Raw genomic sequence first — 23,966 nt, 5'->3', positions numbered from 1 at the left:
AATTGTGATGGGAGTGTCGCTTTCTCATGCCGTACTTGGATCAACCGTTCACACTGGGCAATCTTACGCTCAAAAACCGGATCGTCATGCCGCCGATGTGCCAATACGCCGTCGAGGCGAAAGACGGCATCCCGAACGAGTGGCATTACGTCCATTACGTCTCCCGCGCGATCGGCGGGACGGGGCTGATTATTATCGAAATGACCGATGTCGAGCCGGACGGCCGCATCACCGATCACGACCTTGGCCTATGGTCGGATGAGCAAGTGCCGGCGTTCGCCCGCATCATTAAGGAGGCGCAGAAGTACGGCGCGAAGGTCGGCATTCAGATCGCCCACGCCGGGCGCAAGGCCGAAGACGCCGCCCAGCCGGTCGGTCCGTCGGCGCTGCGCGTCGACGAGAACTTCAAGGTGCCGCGCGCGCTGACGCAGGACGAGGTCGCGGGCATGGTGACCAAATTCGCGGACGCCGCGCGCCGCGCGGTCGAAGCCGGCGTCGACACGATCGAGCTCCACGGCGCCCACGGCTATCTGATCCACCAGTTCCACTCGCCGTCCATTAACGATCGGACGGACGTATACGGCCAAGACAAGGCGCGCTTCGGCGTCGAGGTCATCCGCGCGGTGAAGGCCCGGATGCCGGCAGGCATGCCGCTCATCATGCGCGTGTCGGCCATCGAATACATCGACGGCGGCTACGAATTGAGCGACTTGCTGCCGGTGCTTGAGCAGTACAAAGCGGCGGGCGTCGACGCGTTCGACGTCAGTTCGGGCGGCGAAGGGCCGGCCGGCAAGCGCAAGCCGGGCAATTACCCGGGCTATCAAGTCGCATTCGCGCGCGAAATCAAGCAAGCGCTCGGCTTGCCGGTCATCGCGGTCGGCAACCTCGACGATCCGAAGCTGGCCGAATCCGTCGTCGCCAGCGGCGATGCGGATCTGGTCGCCGTCGGGCGCGCGATGCTGCGCGACCCGTACTGGGCGTACCACGCGCTGCGCGCCAACGGCGAGACGCGCCGGGGCATTCTGCCGAAGCCGTACTTGCGCGGCGAGTAATCGCGGGCTCGACGCATTCGCACTTCCACAGGCCATCGCCCGCGCCAACAGCCATGTTCCGATCGGGAGCATGGCTTTTTGCCGCATATCCCTTCGTCGGCCGCAGGACGGAGGAGAGATTTCCGTTTTGACATCGGCTAACGTCGGGCGCATAATATACAATGGTTATTCGGTTTACCGGCGTAAGGCAGATTGTTTGGGAATAGGGAGGTGCGAGCATGTCCTTATCGACGACGCATCGTCTGATAAGCGCGCGGCCATTCGTTTTTTTTACGATTATTTTGCTCCTGAAAGGCTATTTGGCCTGGTTCGTCATCTTTGATACGACGCCGACCTGGCAACCGCTCGTCACGGAGCTGCCGTTCGCCTGGCTGGCATTCTGCCTGCTGGAATGGTTCGCGTCCAAGCGGAAGCTCCTCTATTACATGGCGCTCAATTTGTTGTTTACGAGCATCTTTTTCGCGGTCATTATGTACTACAAATATTTCGGCGTCATCGTCACGTACCATGCGCTGGAGCAGGTGAATCAGGTGACGGCGGTCAAGGACAGCGTGTTCGAGCTGCTGGACCCGTATTTCCTGTTTATTTTCACCGATATTATCTTGATTCCGCTCTTGATCTACCGGAGCGCCAACTCGCGGCTCTGGCGCAGTCTGAGCGCGCGTAAATTGAAGCGGAGCACGGCGAGCGTGCTGTTCGTCGTCTCGGCCGCCCTTTGCCTCCTCAACATTTGGCCGAACCGGGCCAGCATGAACGAGATCAAGAAAGCCGAAGAGATGGGCATTCTCAACTACGAAGCGTTCACGGTCGCCGATCAGCGGGACGAGCCGCTCGTCCCGGTCGACCAGATCACGCAGGACGCGATTAACGCCATGAAAGGCATTCAGGACCCGCAGTCGCCGAACCTGGCGGGTGCCGCCGCAGGACGCAACGTCATCATCGTGCAGCTGGAGGCATTCCAGAATTTCTTGATCGATCTCAAGATCGAAGGCCAGGAAGTGACGCCGAACATGAACAAGCTGGCGCGGGACAACTTCTACTTCCCGCATTTCTTCCAGCAGGTCGGGCAGGGCAACACATCCGACGCGGAGTTCGTCGTCAATACGTCGTTCTACATTCCGCCGCACGGCGCGGCCGCGATGCAATACGCGGACAAGGCGCTGCCGAGCATGCCGAAGCTGCTGGCGGAGCATGGCTACGAATCTTACAGCTTCCACACGAACGATGTCGCGTTCTGGAACCGGAACAATCTTTACGATGCGCTCGGCTTCACGCGCTACTATGACAAGCCGTTCTTCACCGAAGAGGATAAAGTCTTCTTCGGCGCGTCGGACGAAGTGCTCTACCGCAAGACGGCGGAGGAGCTGAAGCAGAAGCAGGACGCGGGCACGAAGTTCTATGCGCACGTCATCTCGATGACGGCGCACCACCCGTTCTCCATTCCGGCGGAGAAGGACAAAATCACGCTGCCGGCGCGATATCAAGACACGTTCGTCGGCGATTACATCCGCGCGCAGAGCTATGCCGACTACGCGCTGGGCAAGTTCATCGAGGAGCTGAAGGCCAATGGGGTGTGGGAGAACAGCATCCTGCTCCTCTACGGCGACCATCTCGGCCTGCCCAAATACTCCCTCGACAGCAGCGACAAGCGCTTGATGGAAGAGATCTACGGCAGAGCGTATACGTACCATGACATGATCAACATCCCGCTCATCATCGCAGGCGACAACGTGACGTACCCGTCGCGGCAGCAGCAGATCGGCGGCCAGTCCGACGTCATGCCGACGGCGATGAACCTGCTGGGCATTTCGTTGGGGGACCATATTCATTTTGGACAGGATCTGCTGAACCAGAAAACACGCAATGTGCTCCCGCAGCGCTACTACCTGCCGTCGGGCTCATTCCTGAGCGGGGAATCGCTGTACATTCCGGGCGTCGGGTTCGAGGATGGCGTGGAATACCCGCTGACGGGCGGCGAGGCCAAGCCGGTCGAGAGCGTGACGGAGCAAGATTACGAGAGCGCGCTGAACCTGCTGAAGTATTCGGACAGCTACGTCGAGCAGCTGCCCGATCGCGAGAAGTAGGGGCATGCAGTCTCACCCATACGATAAAAAAAGCAGGGTACCCATGGGGTCCCTGCTTTCTTGCTGTTTAGGAAATGATGCAACTAACCATTTTGAAACTAAAACGTAAAGCGCGTCCGCGGAAGCGGACGAAAGCGAAGGTAGCTAAGAGTGTTCTGGCGGAAAACGTGCTTCGGAAGCATACGCTGGGCCGGGCTCTTTGGTTGCCCTCTTTAGGAGGGCCATGCTGTTGGGTTAAGGAAAAGCGTCTACTGAAGCTTTGTCCGCGAGGACAAAAGCGTGCCAGCTCGAAGCAACCCGCCGACCGGGAACAAATATGCCAGCACGAAATAGGGAGTCCAGAGGGCGAAGTCTGAGCGTTTTCCAACGGAAAGCGCACTTCGGAAGCATATGCTTGGTTCCCCTCAGCGGAGGGGGAAGGGGGAGGAAGCCCCCCTTATTTCTTCAAATGATACGGCACCGTCGTGATGATGACGTCCCGGCGATACAGCAGATGCGCGCGGATGAGCAAGCTTGACTGGTTATGCAAAATATGGTGCCAGCCTTTCTTCGGAATGAATTGCGGGATGACGACGGTCACCTGCACGTTCATCTCGCCCGCTTTACGCTGCACCGTATCGATGAATTTCGTCAGCGGCTGGATGATGCTGCGGTACGGGGAATGCAGCGTGACAAGCCGCACGTCCGGCTGCCACTGCTTCCACTTCTCCTCGAAGACGGCCTCTTCCTCGCGCTCGAACGGGACGTGGACGGCGATGATCTGCTCCGGCTTCAGCGATTTGGCATAACGCAGCGAGTTCTCCACGACGTGGGTCATGCCCGCCACCGGCACAATAATAACGTTGCCCTCGATCGTGATCGGCGGTTCGCACGTGGACAGGCGGAGCTGGTCGCCGACGGCGTCGTAGTGCTTGCGGATCTGGCGGAAGAGCAAAATAATGAGCGGCAGGAAGACCAATACCGGCCAGACCTGCTGGAATTTCGTCAAGAAGAACATCAGCGTCACGACAAGGCAGATGAGCGCGCCGATGCCGTTGATCGCCAGCTTGAGCCCCCAGCCCTTCGGCTTCTCGCGAATCCACTTCAATAGCATGCCGGTCTGCGACAGCGTGAACGGAATGAAGACGCCGACCGCGTAGAGCGGAATCAGATGCTCGGTCTGGCCCTTGAATAGAATAATGAGCAGAATCGACGACAAGCCCAGCATGAGAATACCGTTCGAATACCCGAGGCGGTCGCCGCGCACGGTGAACATCCGCGGGATGAATTTATCCTTGGCGAGACTGACCGCCAGCAGCGGGAACGCGGAGTAGCCGGTATTGGCCGCTAGGATGAGGATCAGCGCCGTCGTGCCTTGGATGACGAAGTACATCGCGTTACGGCCGAACGTCTGCTCCGCGATCTCCGAGACGACCGTCACCTCGGGGTGCGGCGTAATCCCGTAATACCACGCCAGGAAGACGATGCCCGAGAAGAGGAGCGCCAATAGCAGGCCCATCGCGGCGAGCGTCTTCGCCGCGTTGTTGGGCGCGGGCGACTTGAAGTTCGGGATCGCGTTGGAGATCGCCTCTACCCCCGTCAGGGCGGAGCTGCCCGAGGCGAACGCCTTCAGCAGCAGGAAGAGGCTGATACCCGCGACGGGCGTGCCGAGGGAAGCATGCAGCTCGCGCGGCACATGGCCGCTGGCGATGTCGTAGATGCCCACGCCGATCATGATGAACAGCGCGAGCACGAATAGATAGACGGGGTACGCCAGCACCGAAGCGGATTCGGTCACCCCGCGCAAATTCAAGACCGTGATAAACAAAACGAACGCGATCGCGATCGGCACGGTATAGTCATGCAGCGACGGAAAGGCGGACGTAATCGCGTCCGTACCGGCCGATACGCTGACCGCCACCGTGAGGATATAGTCGACGAGCAGCGAGCCGCCGGCCACGAGCCCGGGCAAGATGCCGAGGTTCTCCTTGGAGACGACGTAGGCGCCGCCGCCGTGCGGATACGCATGGATAATTTGCCGGTACGACAGAATAAGCGCCAGCAGGAGCACCAGCACGCCGATCGCGATCGGAATCGAATACCAGAACGCGATGGGGCCGGCGGTCATCAGCACGATTAAAATTTGTTCCGGTCCGTAAGCGACCGAGGAGAGGGCGTCAGAGGACAGAATCGCCAGCGCCTTCGTTTTGTTCAGTTTTTGTTCGCCGAGCTCAGCCGATTTCAGAGGGCGCCCGATCAATAAACGTTTGAGTGCAGTAAACACCCGCATCACCACCCGGAGAATGTCATTGTCATTTCTTTACCCGCGCCCGCGCGCGTCCAAATAACGGCTTTACAAAAGAATGCTGCGCCTGGACCGCGTTTGGGGGCATGCCAAATAACGCAGAGGAAATACCCCTGCGTTCAACGTGCGAACGCCTAAGTTTTACCCCCCTCTAATAACGCTTACGAGGTTAGCTGACGGATTCGGGCGGTTAGAGTCGCCCTACGGCCTGCGCGCTTCGTGCGCGGATGCCGATTCACCCCTGCGAGCGCCGGCTTGCGGCGTCGCGTTTGGTTCCCCCGTTTTCCTGTTCGGAAATTCAGCGAATGTTGGATGCTGTACGCAAGCTATCATACTCCCGTGGCGCGCAGGGTGTAAAAGGACGAAGAAACGGCCGCTCCCGGGTGTAAGGCGGATTCGGACGGAAGCAGCGCTTACATGCGTCGTTATCGCAGCCAAGCTGTCTTTATCGCGGCGTTTTTCGCCTTTTCGCTGAAAACGGGCTGGAAGACCTACAAACAAGGCAAGGCCGGTAAACGAGGGGGAATGCGGCAGACCTCGGTCTGCGGGCGGCTTCTCTCGCGGCGAGCAATCGGCTGCCTGAATAGCCGGTCGTGTTTTTGGGAAATACCAAACGGGTATTAGATGGAAGCACAGTCCAAGTTAGTTAGGAAGGGGCAGGGGATATGGCACAAGCAAACGGGCAGGGGAGAGTTGAAGGGAAGGTCGCGGTCGTCACCGGCGCGGGATCGGGCATCGGACGCGCCGCGGCGCTGCGTCTGGCGGAGCAGGGCGCGAAGGTGGCGCTCCTCGACCGGGAAGAGGACCGGGTATCGGCCGTCCTGGCGCGCATCGAGAAGGCGGGCGGCGAAGCGCTTGCGATCGGCGCGGATATTTCGAGCAGCGAAGACATGGAGGCGGCGTACCGGAAGGTGGCCGAGAAATGGGGGCGGCTCGATATCGTATTCGCCAACGCGGGCATCAACGGCGTGCTCGCGCCGATCGAGACGATGACGCCGGAGGAATTCGGCACGACGATCGATATTAACCTCAAAGGCACGTTCCTGACGGTGAAACACGCGATTCCGGCATTGAAGGAGAACGGCGGGAGCATCATCGTCACGAGCTCGATCAACGGCAACCGCGTCTTCTCGAACATCGGCTTCAGCGCCTACAGCACGTCCAAGGCCGGACAAGTCGCCTTCACGAAGATGGCCGCGCTCGAGCTGGCCAAGTTCGGCATTCGCGTCAACGCGATCTGCCCGGGCGCCATCACGACGCATATCGACCAGAACACGGACCGCAAGCCGGAGCTTGACGAGGTAACGATCCCGATGGAGTTCCCAGAAGGCGATCAGCCGCTCGAGGATGGTCCGGGCAAGCCGGCGCAGGTCGCGAATCTGGTGCTGTTCCTGGCTTCCGACGAGTCGAATCATATCACGGGGACCGAAGTGTTCGTCGACGGCGCGGAGTCGCTGCTGCGGGGCTAAGCGTCGTGCCGCCGCATCCGCTTGCCGGCGAAAGAAGGCTGGCGGATGCAAGCAGCGGACGCGTTGTCCCGGCTGGGCCGAATTCACGCCGCAACCAAAGAAGGGCTGCTTCCGCACGTCGTCATCTCGCGATGACGTGCCGGAACAGCCCTTCTTGCCATGCAAACCTCCGTAAAATCCTCGCTTACCCTACATGGTGTCAAGCAAACGGTAACGCTGCAGCAGCCGCTTAACGGCTTCGAATTGCAGCGGTTTGGCCAGAAAATCGGCCATGCCGGCTTCCAGGCAGCGCTGGCGGTCGGCAGGCAGGACGTTGGCTGTCATGGCGACGACCACCGGCGTATGGGGCGCTTCGTTCGCGGCGAGCACCTGCCGGGTCGCCTCCAGTCCGTCCATGACCGGCATGCGCATATCCATCAGAATGAGCGCATACCGGTTGGCGGCCGACTTGGCCACCGCTTCCCCCGCCGTCCGCGGCGACATCGGCCCGGATGCCGAGCTTCTCCAGCATGCCAATTGTCAGCTTCTGGTTGATCTCGTTGTCGTCGGCGACCAGCACCTGCGGCGCCGCGGCGCCGATCGCCGGCGAGGTCTCTTCCGGGATAACCTCGAGCGTGCAGGAGAGCTCCCGGCTGCCGGCTTCGAACAACGAGGCGAAGCTAATCTCCGGAATGCGCGAAGGCGCCCGGCCTTCCAGGCCCGGCCTCTCGGCTCTGGCGGACGGTCTGCCCGCGCTTGCGGCAGGGGTGCCCGCCGGCAGGGTAGCGGTCAAGCCAGGCGTAGCCGCGCTTGCCTCCAGCACCATCGCATCGGCAGAGCCGACTAAGGTTAGGGCGTCAACCGGGGGCTCGGTCGCGCCTACGGTCGGTTCCGCTTCGGACAGCGCCTCATGGAACCAGCCCGGCGGCGTCATCCATGGAGTCAGGTCGGTGCCTTCCTCCTGGTTCCAGTAGCCTTCCTCGCCATATGGCTTGACGGTGACCGTGAAGCGGAAGGTGGCCCCGGCGGCTTCATTCGTCTCGACGTGAATCGTGCCGCGCATCAGCTCGACGAGGTTCTTGCAGATCGCGAGGCCGAGGCCGGTTCCGCCGTAACGCCGGGTGAGCGACGTATCCACTTGCGAGAATGGCTGGAAGAGCAGCGGCAGCTTCTCTTCGGGGATACCGACGCCCGTGTCGTGCACGGCGAATTGCACTTCGATCGCGTCCTCGTCCATGCGGCCCAATTTCGCTTCGACCCTAATGGAGCCCTTCGGGGTGAATTTGACCGCGTTGCCGACCAGATTGATCAGCACTTGGCGAAGCTTCAGTCCGTCGCCGATGACGATCTTTGGCAGCCCGGGATCCAGCTCGTATGCAAGATGCAGACCGAGCTGCTTCGTCTTGGCGGTGAACAGCTCGAATGTCTCCGAGACGATGAGGTCCAATTGGAACGGCATCTCTTCGACCTCGAGCTTGCCGGATTCGATCTTCGCGTAATCGAGAATATCGTTAATGACCGAGAGCAATGCATCGCCGCTCTTATGGATAATCTCGGCGTAATCCTGCTGCTCGGGCGATAAGCCGGTCTCCAGCAGGAGCTCGGTCATGCCGAGCACGCCGTTCATCGGCGTGCGAATCTCGTGGCTGACCATGGCGAGGAAGTCGGTCTTCGCGCGCGCCGCGATCTCGGCCGCGTCCTTCGCCTTCATGAGGTCGAGCTCGAACTGCTTCCGCTCGGTCATATCGCTGATCGTGCAGGCGTAGATCCGGTCGTCGTCCACCGTGGCGACGCCGACCTGAATCTCCGCCGGGAACCGGCTGCCGTCCTTGCGCATCGGCGCCAGCTCGATCCGCTTGCCGGTCGGCATGCCGGATTTGGCATCCCCCTCCGGCTCCTTGAAGCCGCCGCCCTCGAAACAGGGAATCAGGTGCTCGATCGGCGTCCCGATCACTTCGCTCTCCAGATAGCCGAACATCGCCGTAAGCGCGGGATTCACCGCCAGAATGCGCCCTTCGCGGTCGAAGGTGACCATCGTGTCGCTGCTGGTCTCCTGCACGGCGCGGGCGAGCGCCTGCGTTTTGTTCAGCTGGTAGGCGGTGCGCATCAGCTCGCGGTTCATTTTCTCCAGCTCCCGCGTCTTCTGATGGAGCAGCTCGGTCTGCAGCTGAAGCGTCTTCGTGCCGATGTACATCCGCACGAAGCCTTCGATTTTCGTCCGCAGGATCTGGGGCACGAAAGGCTTGAGCATATAGTCGATCGCGCCGACTTCGTAGCCGGTGAAGAAGTGCTCCGATTCCTTGCTGGTGGCGGAAATGAAAATGATCGGCGTCTCGCGCGTCTTCTCTCTCATTTTGATCAGGCGCGCCGTCTCGAAGCCGTCCATCTCCGGCATCTGCACGTCCAGCAGAATAACGGCGAATTCTTCCCGCAGCAAGCTGCGCAGCGCTTCCTCGCCCGAGAGGCACTTGACCAGGTTGTAATTCAAATCGCCGAGAACGGCCTCCAGCGCGAGCAGATTGTCGGGGTGGTCATCCACGAGCAGGATGTTAATGGGTCCGTCGTATGTTACCATCGCCTTCACGTTCACCTGCCTCTACTATTTCATCTTCCGGTACAGCCTGCTGTAGGCATCCAATTCTTCATAAGCGTCCGCGTGCTTCGTAAAGTTGATCGATTCCTTGGTGCCGAGCGCGAGCACCCCGAAGGTGCTGAGACTGTCGTACAGCAGGCTATGCACATGGTTTTGAAGCTCTTTATTGAAATATATCATGACATTGCGGCAGAAAATGACGTTGAACTCGTTGAACGAGCGGTCCGTGACCAAATTATGCTGGGCAAAGACGATATTCTCCTTCAGCTCCGAATGGAACAGGACGGAGTCGTAGCGCGCGGTATAGTACCGGCTGAACGCGTCTTTGCCGCCGGCCTCCATGTAATTGCGGGTGAACGTCTGCATCCGATCGATCGGAAATACGCCTTCCCGCGCGAGATCGAGCACGCGTTCGTTCATATCGGTCGCGTAAATACGCGTTTTGTCGTATAAGCCTTCCTCTTTGAGCAGGATTGCCATCGAGTAAACTTCCTCGCCCGTCGAGCAGCCCGCATGCCAGATCCGAATGAACGGGTACGTCCGCAGCAGCGGCACGACATGTTGGCGGAAGGCGAGGAATACTTCCGGATCGCGGAACATCTCGGTGACATGGATCGTCAGATCCGCTAATAGCCGATTCATCGTCTCGCGGTCGTGCAAAATCCGCTCGGTGAGCGCCGTCACGTTCGGCAGACGTTCCGCCTGGACGCGGTGCCAGATGCGCCGGCGTACCGAGGAGAACGCGTAATTGCGAAAATCATAGCCGTACAGTTGAAAGAGTCCTTCGAGAAGCAGCGTGATCTCGATCCGCTCCCGTTCGCTGGCGTCGCTATCCATCCATTCGTTATTTATATAACCACACCCTCATCAATGACAGCAGTTGATCAATATTGACCGGCTTGGCGATATAGTCGGACGCGCCGGCCTCGATGCATTTGTCGCGGTCTTCTTTCATTGCTTTGGCCGTGATGGCGATAATCGGCAGCTTCTCGAAGGCCGGGTTGGCGCGGATGTGCCGCATCGTCTCGTACCCGTCCATGTCCGGCATCATCATGTCCATCAGAATGAGCTGCGTCTCCGGATTCTTCTCCAGCGCCTCGAGCGCCTCTCGTCCGTTCTCGGCAAAGCTTATATTCATCTTATACCCTTCAAGCGCGCTCGATAACGCAAACACGTTGCGAATATCGTCGTCGACGATCAGGATGTCCTTGCCTTCGAAGATCGCTTCCACGCTGTGCAGCTGGCGCAGCACGTTGCGCTTGTCTTCGGGCAGGTCGGCGACGACCCGGTGCAGGAACAGCGTCGTTTCGTCGAGCAGCCGCTCGGGGGACTTCACGTCTTTAATAATGATCGTTTCCGCGTATTTCTTCAACTGGAGTTCTTCCTTTTTCTCCAATTCGCGGCCGGTATAGATGATGATCGGCAGATCGCGCAGACTCTCGTTGCGGCGAATCGCGTCGAGCAGGGCGAAGCCGGAGATGTCCGGCAGTCCCAGATCCAGGACCATGCAGTCGTAATGCTGGGCGGACAGCTCCTCGAGCGCGGCCTTGCCGGTCGAGACGGCCTTGATGACGACGTCGTCGTGCCCGATCAGCTCCATGATGCTGGTGCGCTGCGCGTAATCGTCCTCGACGACGAGCAGATGCTTCAGATCCCGTTCGAGGAACGATTCGATCTGGCCGAACAGGTGGTCGAGCTTCTCCTTGGCGGCCGGCTTCTTCAAGTACGCGATGGCGCCCATCGACAGCCCTTGCTGGACGTCGTCCATCATGGAGATGACGTGAACCGGAATATGGCGCGTATCCGGGTCGTGCTTCAGGTGATGCAGCACCGACCAGCCATCCATGACCGGCAGCATGATGTCGAGCAGGATCGCATCCGGTTTATACGTCTTGGCGTTGGCCACGCCGTGGTCGCCCTGCAGGGCGACGATGCCTTTGAAGCCGCGGCCGCGCGCGATATCGAGCAGGACGCGGGCGAAGTTGGCGTCGTCCTCGACGATCAGCACGACGCGGTCTTCCGGGCCGATCGCTTCCCGGTCGTCGGCGACGCGCTCTTCCGGCGGCGCCGGGGGCGCCGGCGGGGACGCCTCCGTGGAAGGGGCGGCGAGCAGCGCCGCCGCGCTAGGCAGGATGGCGTCGGCGAGGACCGCCGCGGCCCCTTCGCGCTCGGTCGCCCGGAGCGGGTCGGCGACGTGGTACTCGGGCAGCAGCAGCGTGAACGTGCTGCCCTTGCCTTCGGCGCTCTCGAGCGTGATGCCGCCGCCGAGCAGGCCGGACATGTCCCGGCTGATCGCAAGGCCCAGGCCCGTGCCGCCGTAGACGCGGCTGGTCGTGCCGTCGACCTGCTGGAACGCTTCGAAAATAATATCCTGCTTATCCGGTGCGATCCCGATGCCCGTATCGCGCACGTCGAAGGCGATCATCCGTCCGGCGTCGTGCGCTTTGCCAAGCCCGGCGGCTTCCTCCGCCGTCGCCAGACGCGCCGCAAGCACGACGCCGCCTCGATGCGTGAACTTGAAGGCGTTGGACAATAGATTCTTGAGCACCTGCTTCACCCGGTGGCTATCCGTATAGATTTCCTTCGGCATATCCGGCGCGATCTGCACCTCGAAGCTAAGCTCCTTCTGCTGGCCGACCGGGGTGAAACTGCGGCGCATGGACGACAAAATGTCCGCGACCGGCACGTGCTCGGTGACGAGGTTCATTTTGCCCGCGCCGATCTTGGACAGGTCGAGAATCTCGTCGATCAGCTTAAGCAGGTCGCCGCCGGCGGAATGAATCGTCGTGGCGAACTCGATCTGCTTGCCGGTCAAATTGCGCTCCTTGTTGTCCATCAGCATCTGCGACAGAATGAGCATCGAGTTGAGCGGGGTGCGAAGCTCGTGAGACATGTTCGCGAGGAACTCGGACTTGTATTTGGACGCGAGCGCGAGCTGGACGGTCTGCTTCTCGAGCGCGTTCTTCGTCTTCTCGATCTGCTCGTTCTTCTGCTCGGTCTGGCGCATCTGCAGCTCGAGCAGGTGGGTCTTCTGCAGCAGCTCGTCGTTGGTCTGCTCCAGCTCCTCCTGCTGTGACTGCAGCTGCTCCTCGGATTTCTTGAGCGCGCGGGTCTGCTCCTCCAGCCGGTCGTTGGAGCGGCGCAGCTCTTCCTGCTGGCTCATCAGCTCTTCGGACTGCACCTGCATCTCCTCGCTAAGCGCCTGCGACTCGCGCAGCAGCTCCTCGATTCGCATGCGGCCGAACAGGTTATTCAGAATAATGCCGAGCGCCGTGGCCAGCTCATGCAACAGCTCGCGCTGGCGCGGGTCGAACGCTTCGAACGAAGCGATCTCCGCGACGCCGAGCAGGCGGCCTTGGTACATGACCGGGACGAGCAGCAGATGAAGCGGACTCGTCTCGCCCAGGCCGGTCATGACCTTGACATGGGAAGCCGGCAGATCGTCCAGCTGAATCGTCTCCTGCGAGACGGCGCATTGGCCGACGAGTCCTTGCCCGAACGCGAACGATTGCTCGAACAGCTCCGGATCATGCGGGGCATAGGCGCCCGTCAGCTTCAGCCGGTTCTCGTCGCCGAGTCCTTCGCGGATGTAGAGGCCGCCGTAGGTCGCGCCCGTGATCGGAATGAGCTGCTCGATGAAGGTTTTGCAGAGCGGCTCCAGGTTCTGTTCGTTCTGCAGGAGGACGGAGACGTTCGCCAGATTGGTCTTGATCCAGGCTTCGTCCTCGATCTTGCGGTTGTAGGCAAGCTCCGCCGCCGTCTTCTCCTCGAGATCGTCGGCGAGCGCATTGAAGGCTCGGGCCACCGTGCCGAATTCGTCGCCGGTCTCCGTCCGCTTGCGGACGTTCCGGTCGAGCGTGCCTTGCGCATAGGCGTGAATCAGTATCGTCAGGTTGTTCAACCCCTTGGTGACGCCGGTCAAATTCCACAGCATCGTCAAGATGCCCAGGAACAGACCGACGATGGAGGCGGTGATCAGGACGGCGCGCGCTTCGGTGTTGGCCTGGCGGGCGGAGTCGACGGCTTCGTCCATCGCGCTGCGCTGATAATTGGTCAATGCGTCGATGGCGGCGATCGCCTCGTTCTGGAACTGGAGGCCTTCCTTCTCGCGCAGCGCGATCGCCTCTTGGCTCTTGCCCTGCCGAACGAGCTCGATGACCTGCTTTTCATAGCTGAAGAAATTCTCCACGGTGCGGTTGACGTCCGCGAACAGCGTCTGCCGGATGTCGTTCGTGACGATGTCGCGGAGCTGGGCGATTCGTTCGCGCGCCGCGGCCGGTTCGTCGACGAGCAGCGCCTCGTTCTTGATGAGATTGGCGGCCGTCGGCATCGTCAGGATGTTGACCAAGCCCTTCGCCGTATTCTGGACGTAGCCTTTCAATTCAAAAGCGAGCACGAGCTTCTGGTAGCGATTGTCGTATACCTCGTCCAGCTTTTCCCCCATGCGCGTCACGTTGTTCAGCCCGGTCATGCTCAAGAAACCGAGCAGCAGAATGATCGCAATGAAACTGATGGATAACCTCGTCTTTGTCTTCACGTCGTTCGCTCACCTGCGTCCTTTTTGGTTGAAATATAAATGCGCACGTGCGAACAGGCCGCCGACCCGAGGGGGTTTGCGACCGTTCGCACTATGGTAGATACGTTCTTCGTTATTGTACGTTCGTAATGACTAGCAGTCGGCCTTGATCGAGCTCTTCCTCGTAACGCTCGGCCTCCGATTCGGGGATGCCGATCGCTTGAAGCTTGGCGCGGATTTCGTCGCCTCTGGAGCGGAATACGTTCGCCATGGACGTGAACGCGCCTTCCTCGGCCATGCCGATTTCATTCGCGTCGGTGGCGTCGGCCAGCGTCTTGGTCTCGTCCCGGTCGTGCGCCATCACGTAAATGTTGTCCTGACGGAAGCCTCGGCGGTTTAGATCCCGGACCGCGTGCAGGGCATCCATCGCCGTCGTTACGATTTGAACGTTCGGTGTTTGCTGCATCGTCCATCCCTCCGCTTTTAACTGTAGGTTTGTTGGTGCGGGATAGCCATCTGGCTTCGATGGTATCGCCGCCGCTTGTGGGCCTATGGTCATATACCCGGCTGCATGCGGCTTGAAACAAGCTCCTATCGTCAAATCGGCGCCGCCTTGCATGTTGCCGCGCACCCGATTCAGGCCGCCGGACGAGGGTGTAAGTGTGTACTAAACATAAGCCGCTTTTCCACCGCCGGCTGCTTGCGCGGGGACGCCGTGCGGCGCTTGCACAAGGAGAAGCAGCGGTTTTTCATCACGCAGAGGAGAGATGCGCATGCAATGGGAGTGCTTTCATCATTCGCCGCGGAGCAACTGGGCGTATGCTTACGACAAGGATACGATTCATCTGCGCGTGCAGACGAAGCGGGACGATGTCGAAGAGGTCACGGCCGTCACGGGCGACAAGTACGACTGGGAAGGCTGTCACGAGGACGTCCGGATGGAGAAAATTGCTTACGACCACTTTTTCGACTATTGGGAAGCGGCGGTCAAGCCCAAATACAAGCGGTTCTCCTACGGGTTCCGCATGCGGGCCGGCGACGAGACGGTATTCATGACCGAATCCGGCATCGGACCGGATCAGCCGGAGCCGCCGGGCGGCTATTACGAATTTCCGTACATACATGAAATCGATATTTTCACGGCGCCGGAGTGGGCGAAGGAAGCGGTATTCTACCAGATCATGCCCGACCGGTTCGAGAACGGGGATCCGAGCATCAGCCCGGAGGGCGTATGCGATTGGGGCGGAGAGCCGACGCGGGAGAGCTTATTCGGCGGGGATCTGCAGGGTATTCTGGAGCGTCTTGATCATCTGACCGATCTTGGCGCGACCGCGATCTACCTGACGCCGATCTTCGAGGCGCCGTCCAACCACAAGTACGACACGGTGAACTACATGAAGATCGACCCGCATTTCGGCGATACGGCGATGCTGAAGAAGCTGGTGCGCGAGTGCCACGATCGAGGCATCCGGGTCGTGCTGGACGCGGTGTTCAACCATACGAGCGAGCAATTCCCGCCCTTCCAGGACGTGCTGCAGAAGGGCGAGCAATCGAAATACGCGGACTGGTTCCACATCCGCGAATTCCCGCCCGAGGTTCGCGACGGCGTGCCGACTTACGATACATTCGGCTTCTACGGCAATATGCCGAAGCTCAATACCGCCAACCCCGAGGTGAAGGCGTATCTGCTGGACGTCGCGGCGACGTGGATTCGGGAAGCCGATATCGACGGTTGGCGGCTGGACGTCGCCAATGAGATCGACCACCATTTCTGGCGGGATTTCCGCAAGACGGTGAAGGAGATCAAGCCGGACGCCTACATCATCGGCGAGGTGTGGAGCGAATCCCGCCCATGGCTGCTCGGCGACCAATTCGACTCGGTCATGAACTATCCGTTCGCGGACAAGGTGCTCGGCTTCTTCGCCGAAGACGCCTTCGACGGACGCACGTTCGCCGAGCAGATGAACAACCTGCTCATGCGGTATCCGCAGCAGACGAACGAGGTCATCTTCAACCTCCTCTCGAGCCACGACACGCCGCGCGTGCTGACCCGCGCCGGAGAGGACAAGCGCCGGCTGAAGCTGGCCGTCGTATACCTGCTGACGTATATCGGGACGCCTTGTATTTTTTACGGCGACGAGGTGGGGCTGAAGGGCGGCGGCGACCCGGATTGCCGGCAGTGCATGGTGTGGGACGAAGAGCGGCAGGACCGCGACCTGCATGACTTCTACAAGCTGCTGATCGACCTGCGCAAGTCGCATCCGGTGCTGCGCAGCGGGCGCTTCCGCTTCCTGAAGGCCGACGAGGGCGACTCGCGCGTGATCTACGAGCGGCTCGGGGAAGGCGAGCATTTCATCATCTGGATGAATAACACGCCCGAGGAGACGCACATGGAGCATCCGCTGGAGACCGACGACTGGGAGGACGCGCTGACCGGCGAGCACGTACCGGTCGAGGACGGCGTTCAGACGATCAAGCTGGACCCGTACGGGTACCGGATTATGATGCGGAAGCTGTAAGCGGGGGCGGGAGGGAAGAGGGCTAGGCTGATCAGCCTAGCCCTCTTTTGTTGTAGCGCGAGCGCGTTCCAAGCCCCTCTTGGTACGGCATAATAGCATGAGGCAAAAAGAACCAAATCGTTCCATTTACCACTTTTTCAGGCTTCTGAATCAGCTTCGAACGAGGCGGCCCGCATTATTTTTTTGTAAGTCCGGCGCGGGTTTCAAGCCTTGGGGGGAGGTGTATAAACGTTATACCAAACACGTCGGGAGGAACAGTAACATGAATACGAACGAATGCATCGCTATGCTTCTTGCCGGGGGCGAGGGCCGCAGACTGGCTCCGCTGACGACGCATCTGGCCAAACCTGCCGTCCCTTTCGGCGGGCGGTGCCGCATTATCGATTATACGCTCAGCAATTGCGTGAACTCGGGGATTTCGACGATCGGCGTGCTGACCCAATATAAAGCAGAATCGCTTCATGCCCATATCGGAGACGGCTCCTCTTGGCGTCAAACTAGCGACGGCCGGGAAATGGACATCGCCCTGCTGCCGTCGTCGCGCATCGGCCGCGAGGAGTATACGGGCACGGCGGACGCGATCTGCCAGAATATCGATTTTATCGACGCCAAGGCGCCGGAGCATGTCATCGTTCTCTCCGGCGACCATATTTACCATATGGATTACCGCGAGCTGCTGGAAGCGCACAAGACGTCCGGCGCGGCCGCGACCATCGCGGTGAAGCGCGTGCCATGGAAGGAGACGAGCCGCTTCGGCATCATGAACGCGGACGGCAAGGGACGCATCACCTCGTTCGTGGAAAAGCCGGCCAAGGCGCAGAGCAACCTCGCCTCGATGGGCATTTACATATTCCGCTGGGCGGATCTGCGCGACGTGCTGCTGGCCGATTGCGCCGACAAGCAGTCGAGCCACGATTTCGGCAAAGACATCATTCCGCGCATGCTCGAGGCCGGCGAGCATTTGGAGGCCTACGCATTCGACGGCTACTGGCGCGACGTCGGCACCATCGATAGCCTGTGGGAAGCGCATATGGATATTCTCGACGGCACACTGGACGCCTCCTGCGAAGCTTGGCCGATCGCCACGCGCGATCGCAAGCCGGGGTTCCGCTCGTATGTTAGCCCGCACGCGGATATTTTGACGTCCTACGTCCATGAGGGCAGCTCCGTCGAGGGCGATCTGGAGCGTTCCGTCGTGTTCGGCGGGGTGGCGATCGGCCGCGGGACGGAGGTTCGCGAAGGCATCGTCATGCCGGGGGCGCGCATCGGGCGGCAGGTGCGGATTACCCGCGCGATCATCGGCGAAGGCGCGGTTATCGAGGACGGCGCGGTCATCGGCAGCCCGGACGGCGACATCGTCGTCATCGCGGCGGGGGAGCGCGTGGCGGGCAACCCGCTCTACCGCAAATGGCCGCTCATGCTGCCGAAATCGATGTACGACGTCAACGGATCCGCTTTTGCGGGTGCCGGTGCGACCAACGTATCGTGGGAGAAGGCATAACCATGCAAGGGAACGGGAGAAGAGCTTCCGACCGGCCGATTGCGGCAGGCGGAAGCTCTTTTGCCTTTGGTCGCGTCCAATAGGCGAGGTCCTCCGCGGCGGCGTCCGGCGAAAGCGATATCCGCAGCATCGGAGCGGCTTCACAACGTCGAACAGACACCGTTCGCCGACTGCGAAAGGTGTCTGTTGACGGTTGTTCATTAGAAGCCCCAGCGGAGCGACATGCGCAGCGAGCAGCCCTCGGCCTCGAGCGTGAACGTAACCCCCGAAGGGGTGTAGGTCGTCTGGATCGGCGTGCCGGATCCGACGCCCTTCAGCATGCTGTCCACCGTATCTTGCTTGCCTTCTTGCGAGGCGCTCATCAGCTGATGCGCGAACCCGGGGTCGCTGAGCTTCTTCAGCAGCAAGGAACCGTCGCTCATCAACTTGGAGAAGCTGCTGACCGACGCTTCGAAAATTTTCGTGTCGACCTGGGGAAACGCCCGGACGCCGGCCGAATGGACCGAAGCGTAAGAGGGAGTCGCCGGATATTCCGGATATGCCTGGCCGTAAGGATAATGAAGATAAGAGGAACGATAATTATACACGTCAGCACCGCCATTACGTTGGGATTCGTTTTGCTACCCCATGGTATGTAGGCGGCCGCGGAGGCGTGCATGGCCGGATCGCGGCGTGCCTCGGTCTTATGCCCCGAACCTTACGATTTCGGCTCGCTCTTGCCGTCGTACCGTTTCGTCCACTCGGCGAGAATCGCGTCGCGGTCTTTTGCCGCCTGCTGCAGATCGTATTGGATCAGCTGGTCCAGCGGGTTTTTCGTATAGCCTTCCGGAATCGCCGCGCCTTCGCCGCCCACCGCGATGATCGCGTAGTTCTTGTTGTATGCCTTCATCGCGTCGTCTGTAATCGCCCAGTCGAGGAAGTCTTTGGCGACCTGCTTGATCGCGTCCTTCTTCACGAGCGCGTTCGCCTCGACGTCCCAGCCGGAGCCTTCTGCCGGGAACACGACTTCGACCGGCGAGCCGCCGCTCTTCTCCTTGATGGCGCGGTAGCCGAACGAGATGCCGATCGGATATTCGCCCGTGCCCGCCATCTTGGCCGGCTTAGAGCCCGAGTGCGTGTACATGCCGATATTATCGTGCAGCTTGTCCAAGTAAGCCCATGCCGCGTCGGCGCCTTTCAGCTGCACGAGACCGGATACCGTCAGGAAGCCTGTGCCGGACGAAGCGGGATTCGGCATCGTGATGAGTCCTTTATACTCCGGCTTCAGCAGATCCTCGTAGGATTGCGGGATGGCGATGCCTTTCTTCTCGAGTTCGACCGTATTGATCGCGATCGCCGTCTCCCAGGCGTCGATGCCCACCCAGTGCGCCGGATCCGCGCTGTCCTTGAACGACGCGTTCACGCGCTCGATGCCCTTCGGCGAATAGGGCTCGATCATGCCGTTCTGGTCCAGGACGAGCAGGCTCGTCGCGGCCGTGCCCCAGACGACGTCGGCTTGCGGGTTGTCCTTCTCCGCGAGCAGCTTCGCCGTGATGATGCCGGTCGAATCGCGCACGATGTTCAGCTTCACGTCCGGATGCTGGGCTTTCCAAGTCGCCAGGTAAGCCTCGATCTGATCATCCTCGAGCGCGGTGTAAATCGTCAATTCCTTGCTCTCCGCGTCGACGCCGGCATTGGCGCCGCCCGCGTTCGCCGCTGCGCCGTTGGCTTCTCCGGCGGCCGAGCTGCCCTCGCTGCCGTTGTTTCCGGCGTTATTGGCCGTGCTTCCGCAGGCAGTCAGCGCGATTAGGACGATCAGCAGCAGCAGTGCGGTCAAACCACGTTTTTTCATTGATTTCGCTCCCCATGAATTGTTATTCCTCACCATTTCTACTTTAAGGTTGGTTCTTTAAATTAAGGTAAAATACACGTTAATAAATTGTATTCATTTGTGTTTAAGTTGTTGTTCATTGTGGTGTCAGCGGGGATGCGACGATCCAATGGATGTCCTTCTCTTCCAGCCGGGCATGCCATTCCTTCGGCGGGGCGACGTCGCTGACGACGATATCCACCTCTTCGAGGCCGGCGATGCGGCAGTAATGGTTCGTGCCGATCTTCGTATGATCGGCGAGCACGATCGATTGCTTGGCGTGCTTCATGAACGTGCGGGACAGCATGGCGCGCTCGTCCTCGTAGGCGGTGACGCCGCCGTCGATCTGCAAGCCGTCGGCGACGAGGAACGCTTTGTCCACGTGAAAATGGCTCATGAAGTGGATGGCGAGCGAACCGGAGGTGCGGTAATGCTTCGTGTTGACGCGCCCGCCGATCAGCACGACGTCCCCGTCGAACACGCCGCGATTGCGGTAGCCGATCAGCAGATTAAGCGTATGGACGCTCGTCACGAGCACGGTCAGCCCTTTGCGCATGACGAGCGTGTCGATCATCTTCAGCGTCGTGGTGCCGTCGTCGAGCACGATCGTCTCCCGGTCCTGGATGAGCGACGCGGCCGCGTGGCCGATGCGCCGTTTCTCCTCCGCCTGCAGCACTTCGCGCTGGACGTAGGCCGGCTCCTCGCGTTCGACGTTGATTTTGACCGCGCCGCCGTAGACGCGCTTCAGCTTCGATTCGCCCTCGAGCTCCTCCAAGTACCGGCGCACCGTCTCGGAGGACACCTCCAGCGTGGCGACGAGCTCCGGCGTGCGCACCTTGCCCTGCAGCTGCAGCAGGTTCAAGATGACTTGTTTGCGTTCTTCTCCCGCTAAGGACATGGCTTCTCGCTCCTATCTCAATTAATGGGGAGGCCTCTACAACGACTCGATCGTCTCGTGGATATGAATATCCCGCTTGCGCAGCGCTTCGAAAATAACCCGCGGCTTGAACGCCTCCTCCGGCGTCACGATGCCCGGACGGTCCGCGCACAGCGTCTCGCCTTTGGCGATCAGCTCGGTCGCAATCGCCAGCGGAATGCCGACGTTGCGGGTATAAGCTCGCAGCCCTTCCCAGCCCGGTATAGAGCCGTCCGAGCTCGGATGCGTATGGGTTAGCGTGTGTCGCATGAGGCGACCGCCGGCGATACCGGTCACTTCGACGTGGAGCGCGTAGCCGTAGAGCTCGGTCGCGCGGCCTTCCGGCGCTTCGCACAGGTAGGCGCCGATCGCGTCCATGATGCCGATCTGCGTATCGCCGACCGTAATCGTGTCATTGCGCATGAATCCGTATTCGTACAAGGCGCGCACCAAGCGCATATTCTGCTGCGGCCACGTGCCGCGCACCTCGATCAGGCGCACGCCCTTGGCCTCAAGCGCCGCCGCCAGCGTCCGCGTCTCGGCGTGGGGGATGATGTACTGCACCGCCGTGCCGTAAGGCTCGGGCAGCCGGATCTCGCGGGGGCGGGCGAACGGCGGCACTTGCAGGAAGGCGCCGTTCTCGTACACGACGCGTCCCGGCAGCTGCGGATCGTATTCGTAGGTCGTCGTCTCGGCGATCGACTTCGAGAAGGCGATCGGGCGGTAGGAGCCGTGGCTGACGCGCACCTCGCGCACCTCGTCCAGCTGATTGGCCGCGTGCATCGCCATCATCTGCGTGACGCCCGGCGTCATGCCGAAGCCGGGCAGGCAGGTGCGTCCGTGGCGGACGAAGCCGTCCTGGCTGCGGTCCTCGTCGCCAAAGCCGTTCAAGTTGATGCCGTGGCAGCCGGCTTCGGCGATGCAGGCGGTGGACAGGCCGTTCAGCGTGATGGTCGTGCCGTCCATGACGATATCGTAGCCGCGCAGCTGGGCGACGGTCGCGTCATGATCGCGCACGTTCACCCGCACGGCGTCGACGCGCGGATCGTTCAGTTCATCCGCGACGCGCTGCGCCTCTTCTATATTGAAATCGCCGATCGTAATGCGTTCGAATTCGGAATACTGTACGAGATCGAGCACCGCTTCGCGGCAGATGCGGCCCGCGCCGCCTAGACAGAATACGTTCATGGATCGATATGCCCCTCTCGGAAAATGGTGAACGGTTACGTCCGCGTGCGGCTTGCTTGGTTCATGCGGCGCTGCACAGCTTGCGTCAGACGCGCCATGTCGGCTGGCCGCACGTCGCCGATGCTGCCGATCCGGAACGTGTCGGCGGCCGAAATTTTGCCCGGGTAGATGACGAAACCCTCGGCTTTCAAGTCGCTGTAGAAAGAGGCGAAGTCGAAGCTGCCTCGCTCCGGGTAACGGAACGCCGTGATGATCGGCGATTGCCACGAAGCGGGCAGGAGCGGCGCGAAGCCGGCCTGGGCCATGCCCGCGGCGAGCGCGCGCTGATTATCCGCGTAGCGGCGGTGGCGCGCTTCGATGCCGCCTTCTTCCGCAAGCTCGATCAATGCCTGGTCGAACGCGCGGACGACGTGCGTCGGCGAGGTATAGCGCCATTTGCCGCCCTGCTGCTCCATCGTGAGCCATTGGTCGTACAGGTCGAGCGACAGCGAGCGGGCGTTGTCGCCGCATGTCTCGATGACGTCGCGCTTGACGAGGACGAAGCCGAAGCCGGGCACGCCCTGGATGCATTTGTTGCTGCTGCTGATGAGCCAGTCGATATCGAGCGCCGCCATGTCGAGCGGCACGCCGCCGAAGCTGCTCATCGCGTCGACGATGAAGACGAGACCGCGGCGCTTGACGACGGCGGCGATCTCCTCGAGCGGGTTCAGGATGCCCGTCGTCGTCTCGCAGTGGACGAGCGCGACGTGCGTAATGGCCGGATCGGCCGCCAGCGCCGCGTCGAGCGCGCGCGGGTCGGCCTGCGCCACCTCGCCGAACGCGACGGCCGTATGGTCGATGCCGAGGCGTCCCGCGATCTGAACGATGCGGTCGCCGTAGGCGCCGTTCGTCAGCACGGCGAGCTTGCCGCCTTGGCGCGGGAGCGCCGTGCCGATCGTCGCCTCGACGCTGAACGTGCCGCTGCCCTGCATGAGCACCGCCGTGTACGGCGACGGATCGGATGGGGCGGCGAGCGCCGTTAGACGGCTGCGAATCGATTGAACGAGCGCGTTGTATTCTTTATCCCATGTGCACCAGTCGCGGAGCATGGCGCCCTTCACGGATGCGGTCGTGCTGAGCGGGCCGGGCGTGAGCAGCAGGTACGGGTTCTGGATGGTTAACGCCGCGTCCTCTTGAGGGACGACCGCGGAGGCAGGCTGCTGGCTCATGGGCGCTCCCCCTTGGCCAGACGGGCTTCGATGGCCGGGAACAAGCCGTCCAGCTCGCCGATCTCGCGGATAACGTAGTGCGCGCCGGCAGCGGTCAGTCGCTCCGCGATGTCGTTGAACAGACGCCCGCGTTCGCCTTCTTCCAGCGACGCGGTCTCCGCCTGCGACAGGCCGAGCTCGTTGCCGCCGAAGACGACGCCTACGGTCCAGACGCCCGCCGCGCGGCCTTCCTGCATGTCGGCTTCCGTGTCGCCGCATTTGACGACCGCGTGCATCGGATAGACGCGGAGCGCTTCGGCATTGCGCAGCAGCATCCACGGATGCGGGCGGCCGCCGCCCGGCGTCTCGTCCGGCGTGACGGACGAGTCCGGCGCATAGCCGCGGCGCGCCGCCTCGGGCATAAGCAGGTCCATCATCGGCCGGGTGTAGCCGGTCGTCGTGCCGATCTTGATGCCCGCCGCGCGCAGACGGTCGACCAGGGCGAGCGCGCCCGGCACCGGCTCGGCGAATTCGCGGACGATCGACATGAGCGCCGGTTCGAAGGAAGCATACAGCTCCTGCACGTCGGCCTCGCTGGCTGGCGCGCCGTATCGGCCGATCCAGGCGTCTTGCACCGCCGGCTGGGCGCAAATATCGCGCAGATGGTCGATTTTCATCCGGCCCATCGGCTTGCGGATATCGGCGTCGGAGACGGCGATATCGCGCTCCTCGAACAGTTTGCGGAACGCGGCGACCGGCGCGAAGCTTCCGTAGTCGACCATCGTACCGGCCCAATCTAGCATGACAGCTTTTATCATGGTGAGTTCCT

General features: G+C 61.2%; 16 protein-coding genes, 2 pseudogenes and 1 riboswitch. Of the genes and pseudogenes, 5 read left to right on the top strand and 13 right to left on the bottom strand.

Annotated elements, in window-relative coordinates; translation table 11 throughout:
• Nucleotides 1–26 precede the first annotated feature (26 nt).
• Together ACFSKT_RS28870 and ACFSKT_RS28865 are read left to right on the top strand one after the other, a co-directional pair.
• On the top strand, nucleotides 27–1,052 hold the full coding sequence (locus ACFSKT_RS28870; RefSeq protein WP_377719210.1) for an NADH:flavin oxidoreductase/NADH oxidase: 1,026 nt from the start codon (nucleotides 27–29) through the stop codon (nucleotides 1,050–1,052).
• Nucleotides 1,053–1,270: 218 nt separating this feature from the next.
• Nucleotides 1,271–3,136, top strand: a complete 1,866-nt coding sequence (locus ACFSKT_RS28865) for an LTA synthase family protein (protein ID WP_377719209.1) — start codon at nucleotides 1,271–1,273, stop codon at nucleotides 3,134–3,136.
• 436 nt (nucleotides 3,137–3,572) lie between these two features.
• Here the strand turns inward: ACFSKT_RS28865 and ACFSKT_RS28860 are convergent, their stop codons facing one another.
• Nucleotides 3,573–5,405 (bottom strand): APC family permease, encoded by a 1,833-nt coding sequence (locus tag ACFSKT_RS28860; protein WP_377719208.1) that lies wholly within the window; start codon nucleotides 5,403–5,405, stop codon nucleotides 3,573–3,575.
• A 157-nt stretch (nucleotides 5,406–5,562) separates the two neighbouring features.
• A riboswitch (cyclic di-AMP (ydaO/yuaA leader) is annotated at nucleotides 5,563–5,734 on the bottom strand.
• Between the two features lie 351 nt (nucleotides 5,735–6,085).
• Here ACFSKT_RS28860 and ACFSKT_RS28855 point away from each other — a divergent pair.
• Nucleotides 6,086–6,889, top strand: a complete 804-nt coding sequence (locus tag ACFSKT_RS28855; RefSeq protein WP_377719207.1) for an SDR family oxidoreductase — start codon at nucleotides 6,086–6,088, stop codon at nucleotides 6,887–6,889.
• 189 nt (nucleotides 6,890–7,078) lie between these two features.
• Here ACFSKT_RS28855 and ACFSKT_RS28850 read toward each other — a convergent pair whose 3' ends face one another.
• From ACFSKT_RS28850 to ACFSKT_RS28830, 6 genes and pseudogenes are all read right to left on the bottom strand, one after another.
• Nucleotides 7,079–7,300, bottom strand: a complete 222-nt coding sequence (locus ACFSKT_RS28850) for a response regulator (RefSeq protein ID WP_377776388.1) — start codon at nucleotides 7,298–7,300, stop codon at nucleotides 7,079–7,081.
• Nucleotides 7,301–7,874: 574 nt separating this feature from the next.
• A pseudogene (locus ACFSKT_RS32695) lies at nucleotides 7,875–8,531 on the bottom strand (ATP-binding protein); the annotation flags it as partial.
• Between the two features lie 66 nt (nucleotides 8,532–8,597).
• Nucleotides 8,598–9,443 (bottom strand): annotated as a pseudogene (locus tag ACFSKT_RS32690) (response regulator); the annotation flags it as partial.
• 24 nt (nucleotides 9,444–9,467) lie between these two features.
• Entirely contained in the window at nucleotides 9,468–10,298 is an 831-nt protein-coding gene (locus ACFSKT_RS28840; RefSeq protein WP_377719206.1) for a CheR family methyltransferase, read from the bottom strand.
• A gap of 7 nt (nucleotides 10,299–10,305) precedes the next feature.
• Nucleotides 10,306–13,998, bottom strand: a complete 3,693-nt coding sequence (locus ACFSKT_RS28835) for a response regulator (RefSeq protein ID WP_377719205.1) — start codon at nucleotides 13,996–13,998, stop codon at nucleotides 10,306–10,308.
• 112 nt (nucleotides 13,999–14,110) lie between these two features.
• Complete coding sequence (locus tag ACFSKT_RS28830) at nucleotides 14,111–14,443, bottom strand: YflT domain-containing protein (protein WP_377719204.1); 333 nt, start codon at nucleotides 14,441–14,443, stop codon at nucleotides 14,111–14,113.
• 307 nt (nucleotides 14,444–14,750) lie between these two features.
• On the opposite strand from ACFSKT_RS28830, the gene ACFSKT_RS28825 reads away from it, so the two are divergent.
• The gene (locus ACFSKT_RS28825) at nucleotides 14,751–16,496 is read left to right on the top strand and encodes an alpha-glycosidase (protein WP_377719203.1); all 1,746 of its coding nucleotides are present in this window, start codon (nucleotides 14,751–14,753) and stop codon (nucleotides 16,494–16,496) included.
• 262 nt (nucleotides 16,497–16,758) lie between these two features.
• Nucleotides 16,759–17,997, top strand: a complete 1,239-nt coding sequence (locus ACFSKT_RS28820; protein ID WP_377719202.1) for a sugar phosphate nucleotidyltransferase — start codon at nucleotides 16,759–16,761, stop codon at nucleotides 17,995–17,997.
• Nucleotides 17,998–18,197: 200 nt separating this feature from the next.
• On the opposite strand, the gene ACFSKT_RS28815 is transcribed toward ACFSKT_RS28820, so the two are convergent.
• The 6 genes from ACFSKT_RS28815 to phnX form a co-directional block, all read right to left on the bottom strand.
• The gene (locus ACFSKT_RS28815; protein ID WP_377719201.1) at nucleotides 18,198–18,584 is read right to left on the bottom strand and encodes a YuzC family spore coat inner layer protein; all 387 of its coding nucleotides are present in this window, start codon (nucleotides 18,582–18,584) and stop codon (nucleotides 18,198–18,200) included.
• 110 nt (nucleotides 18,585–18,694) lie between these two features.
• Nucleotides 18,695–19,828 (bottom strand): putative 2-aminoethylphosphonate ABC transporter substrate-binding protein, encoded by a 1,134-nt coding sequence (locus tag ACFSKT_RS28810; protein ID WP_377719200.1) that lies wholly within the window; start codon nucleotides 19,826–19,828, stop codon nucleotides 18,695–18,697.
• Between the two features lie 115 nt (nucleotides 19,829–19,943).
• Nucleotides 19,944–20,744 (bottom strand): DeoR/GlpR family DNA-binding transcription regulator, encoded by an 801-nt coding sequence (locus tag ACFSKT_RS28805; RefSeq protein WP_377719199.1) that lies wholly within the window; start codon nucleotides 20,742–20,744, stop codon nucleotides 19,944–19,946.
• Nucleotides 20,745–20,780: 36 nt separating this feature from the next.
• A complete protein-coding gene (locus ACFSKT_RS28800; protein ID WP_377719198.1) occupies nucleotides 20,781–21,950 on the bottom strand; it encodes a saccharopine dehydrogenase family protein in 1,170 nt (389 codons plus the stop codon).
• 35 nt (nucleotides 21,951–21,985) lie between these two features.
• Entirely contained in the window at nucleotides 21,986–23,158 is a 1,173-nt protein-coding gene (gene phnW / locus ACFSKT_RS28795; protein ID WP_377719197.1) for a 2-aminoethylphosphonate--pyruvate transaminase, read from the bottom strand.
• The gene (gene phnX / locus ACFSKT_RS28790) at nucleotides 23,155–23,955 is read right to left on the bottom strand and encodes a phosphonoacetaldehyde hydrolase (protein ID WP_377719196.1); all 801 of its coding nucleotides are present in this window, start codon (nucleotides 23,953–23,955) and stop codon (nucleotides 23,155–23,157) included. The genes phnW and phnX overlap by 4 nt, the downstream gene beginning before the upstream one ends.
• Nucleotides 23,956–23,966 lie beyond the last annotated feature (11 nt).

The sequence above is a fragment of the Paenibacillus xanthanilyticus genome, assembly GCF_042682185.1.
Taxonomy (GTDB): domain Bacteria; phylum Bacillota; class Bacilli; order Paenibacillales; family Paenibacillaceae; genus Paenibacillus_Z; species Paenibacillus_Z xanthanilyticus.
This window is presented reverse-complemented; position numbering and strand designations above follow the sequence as displayed.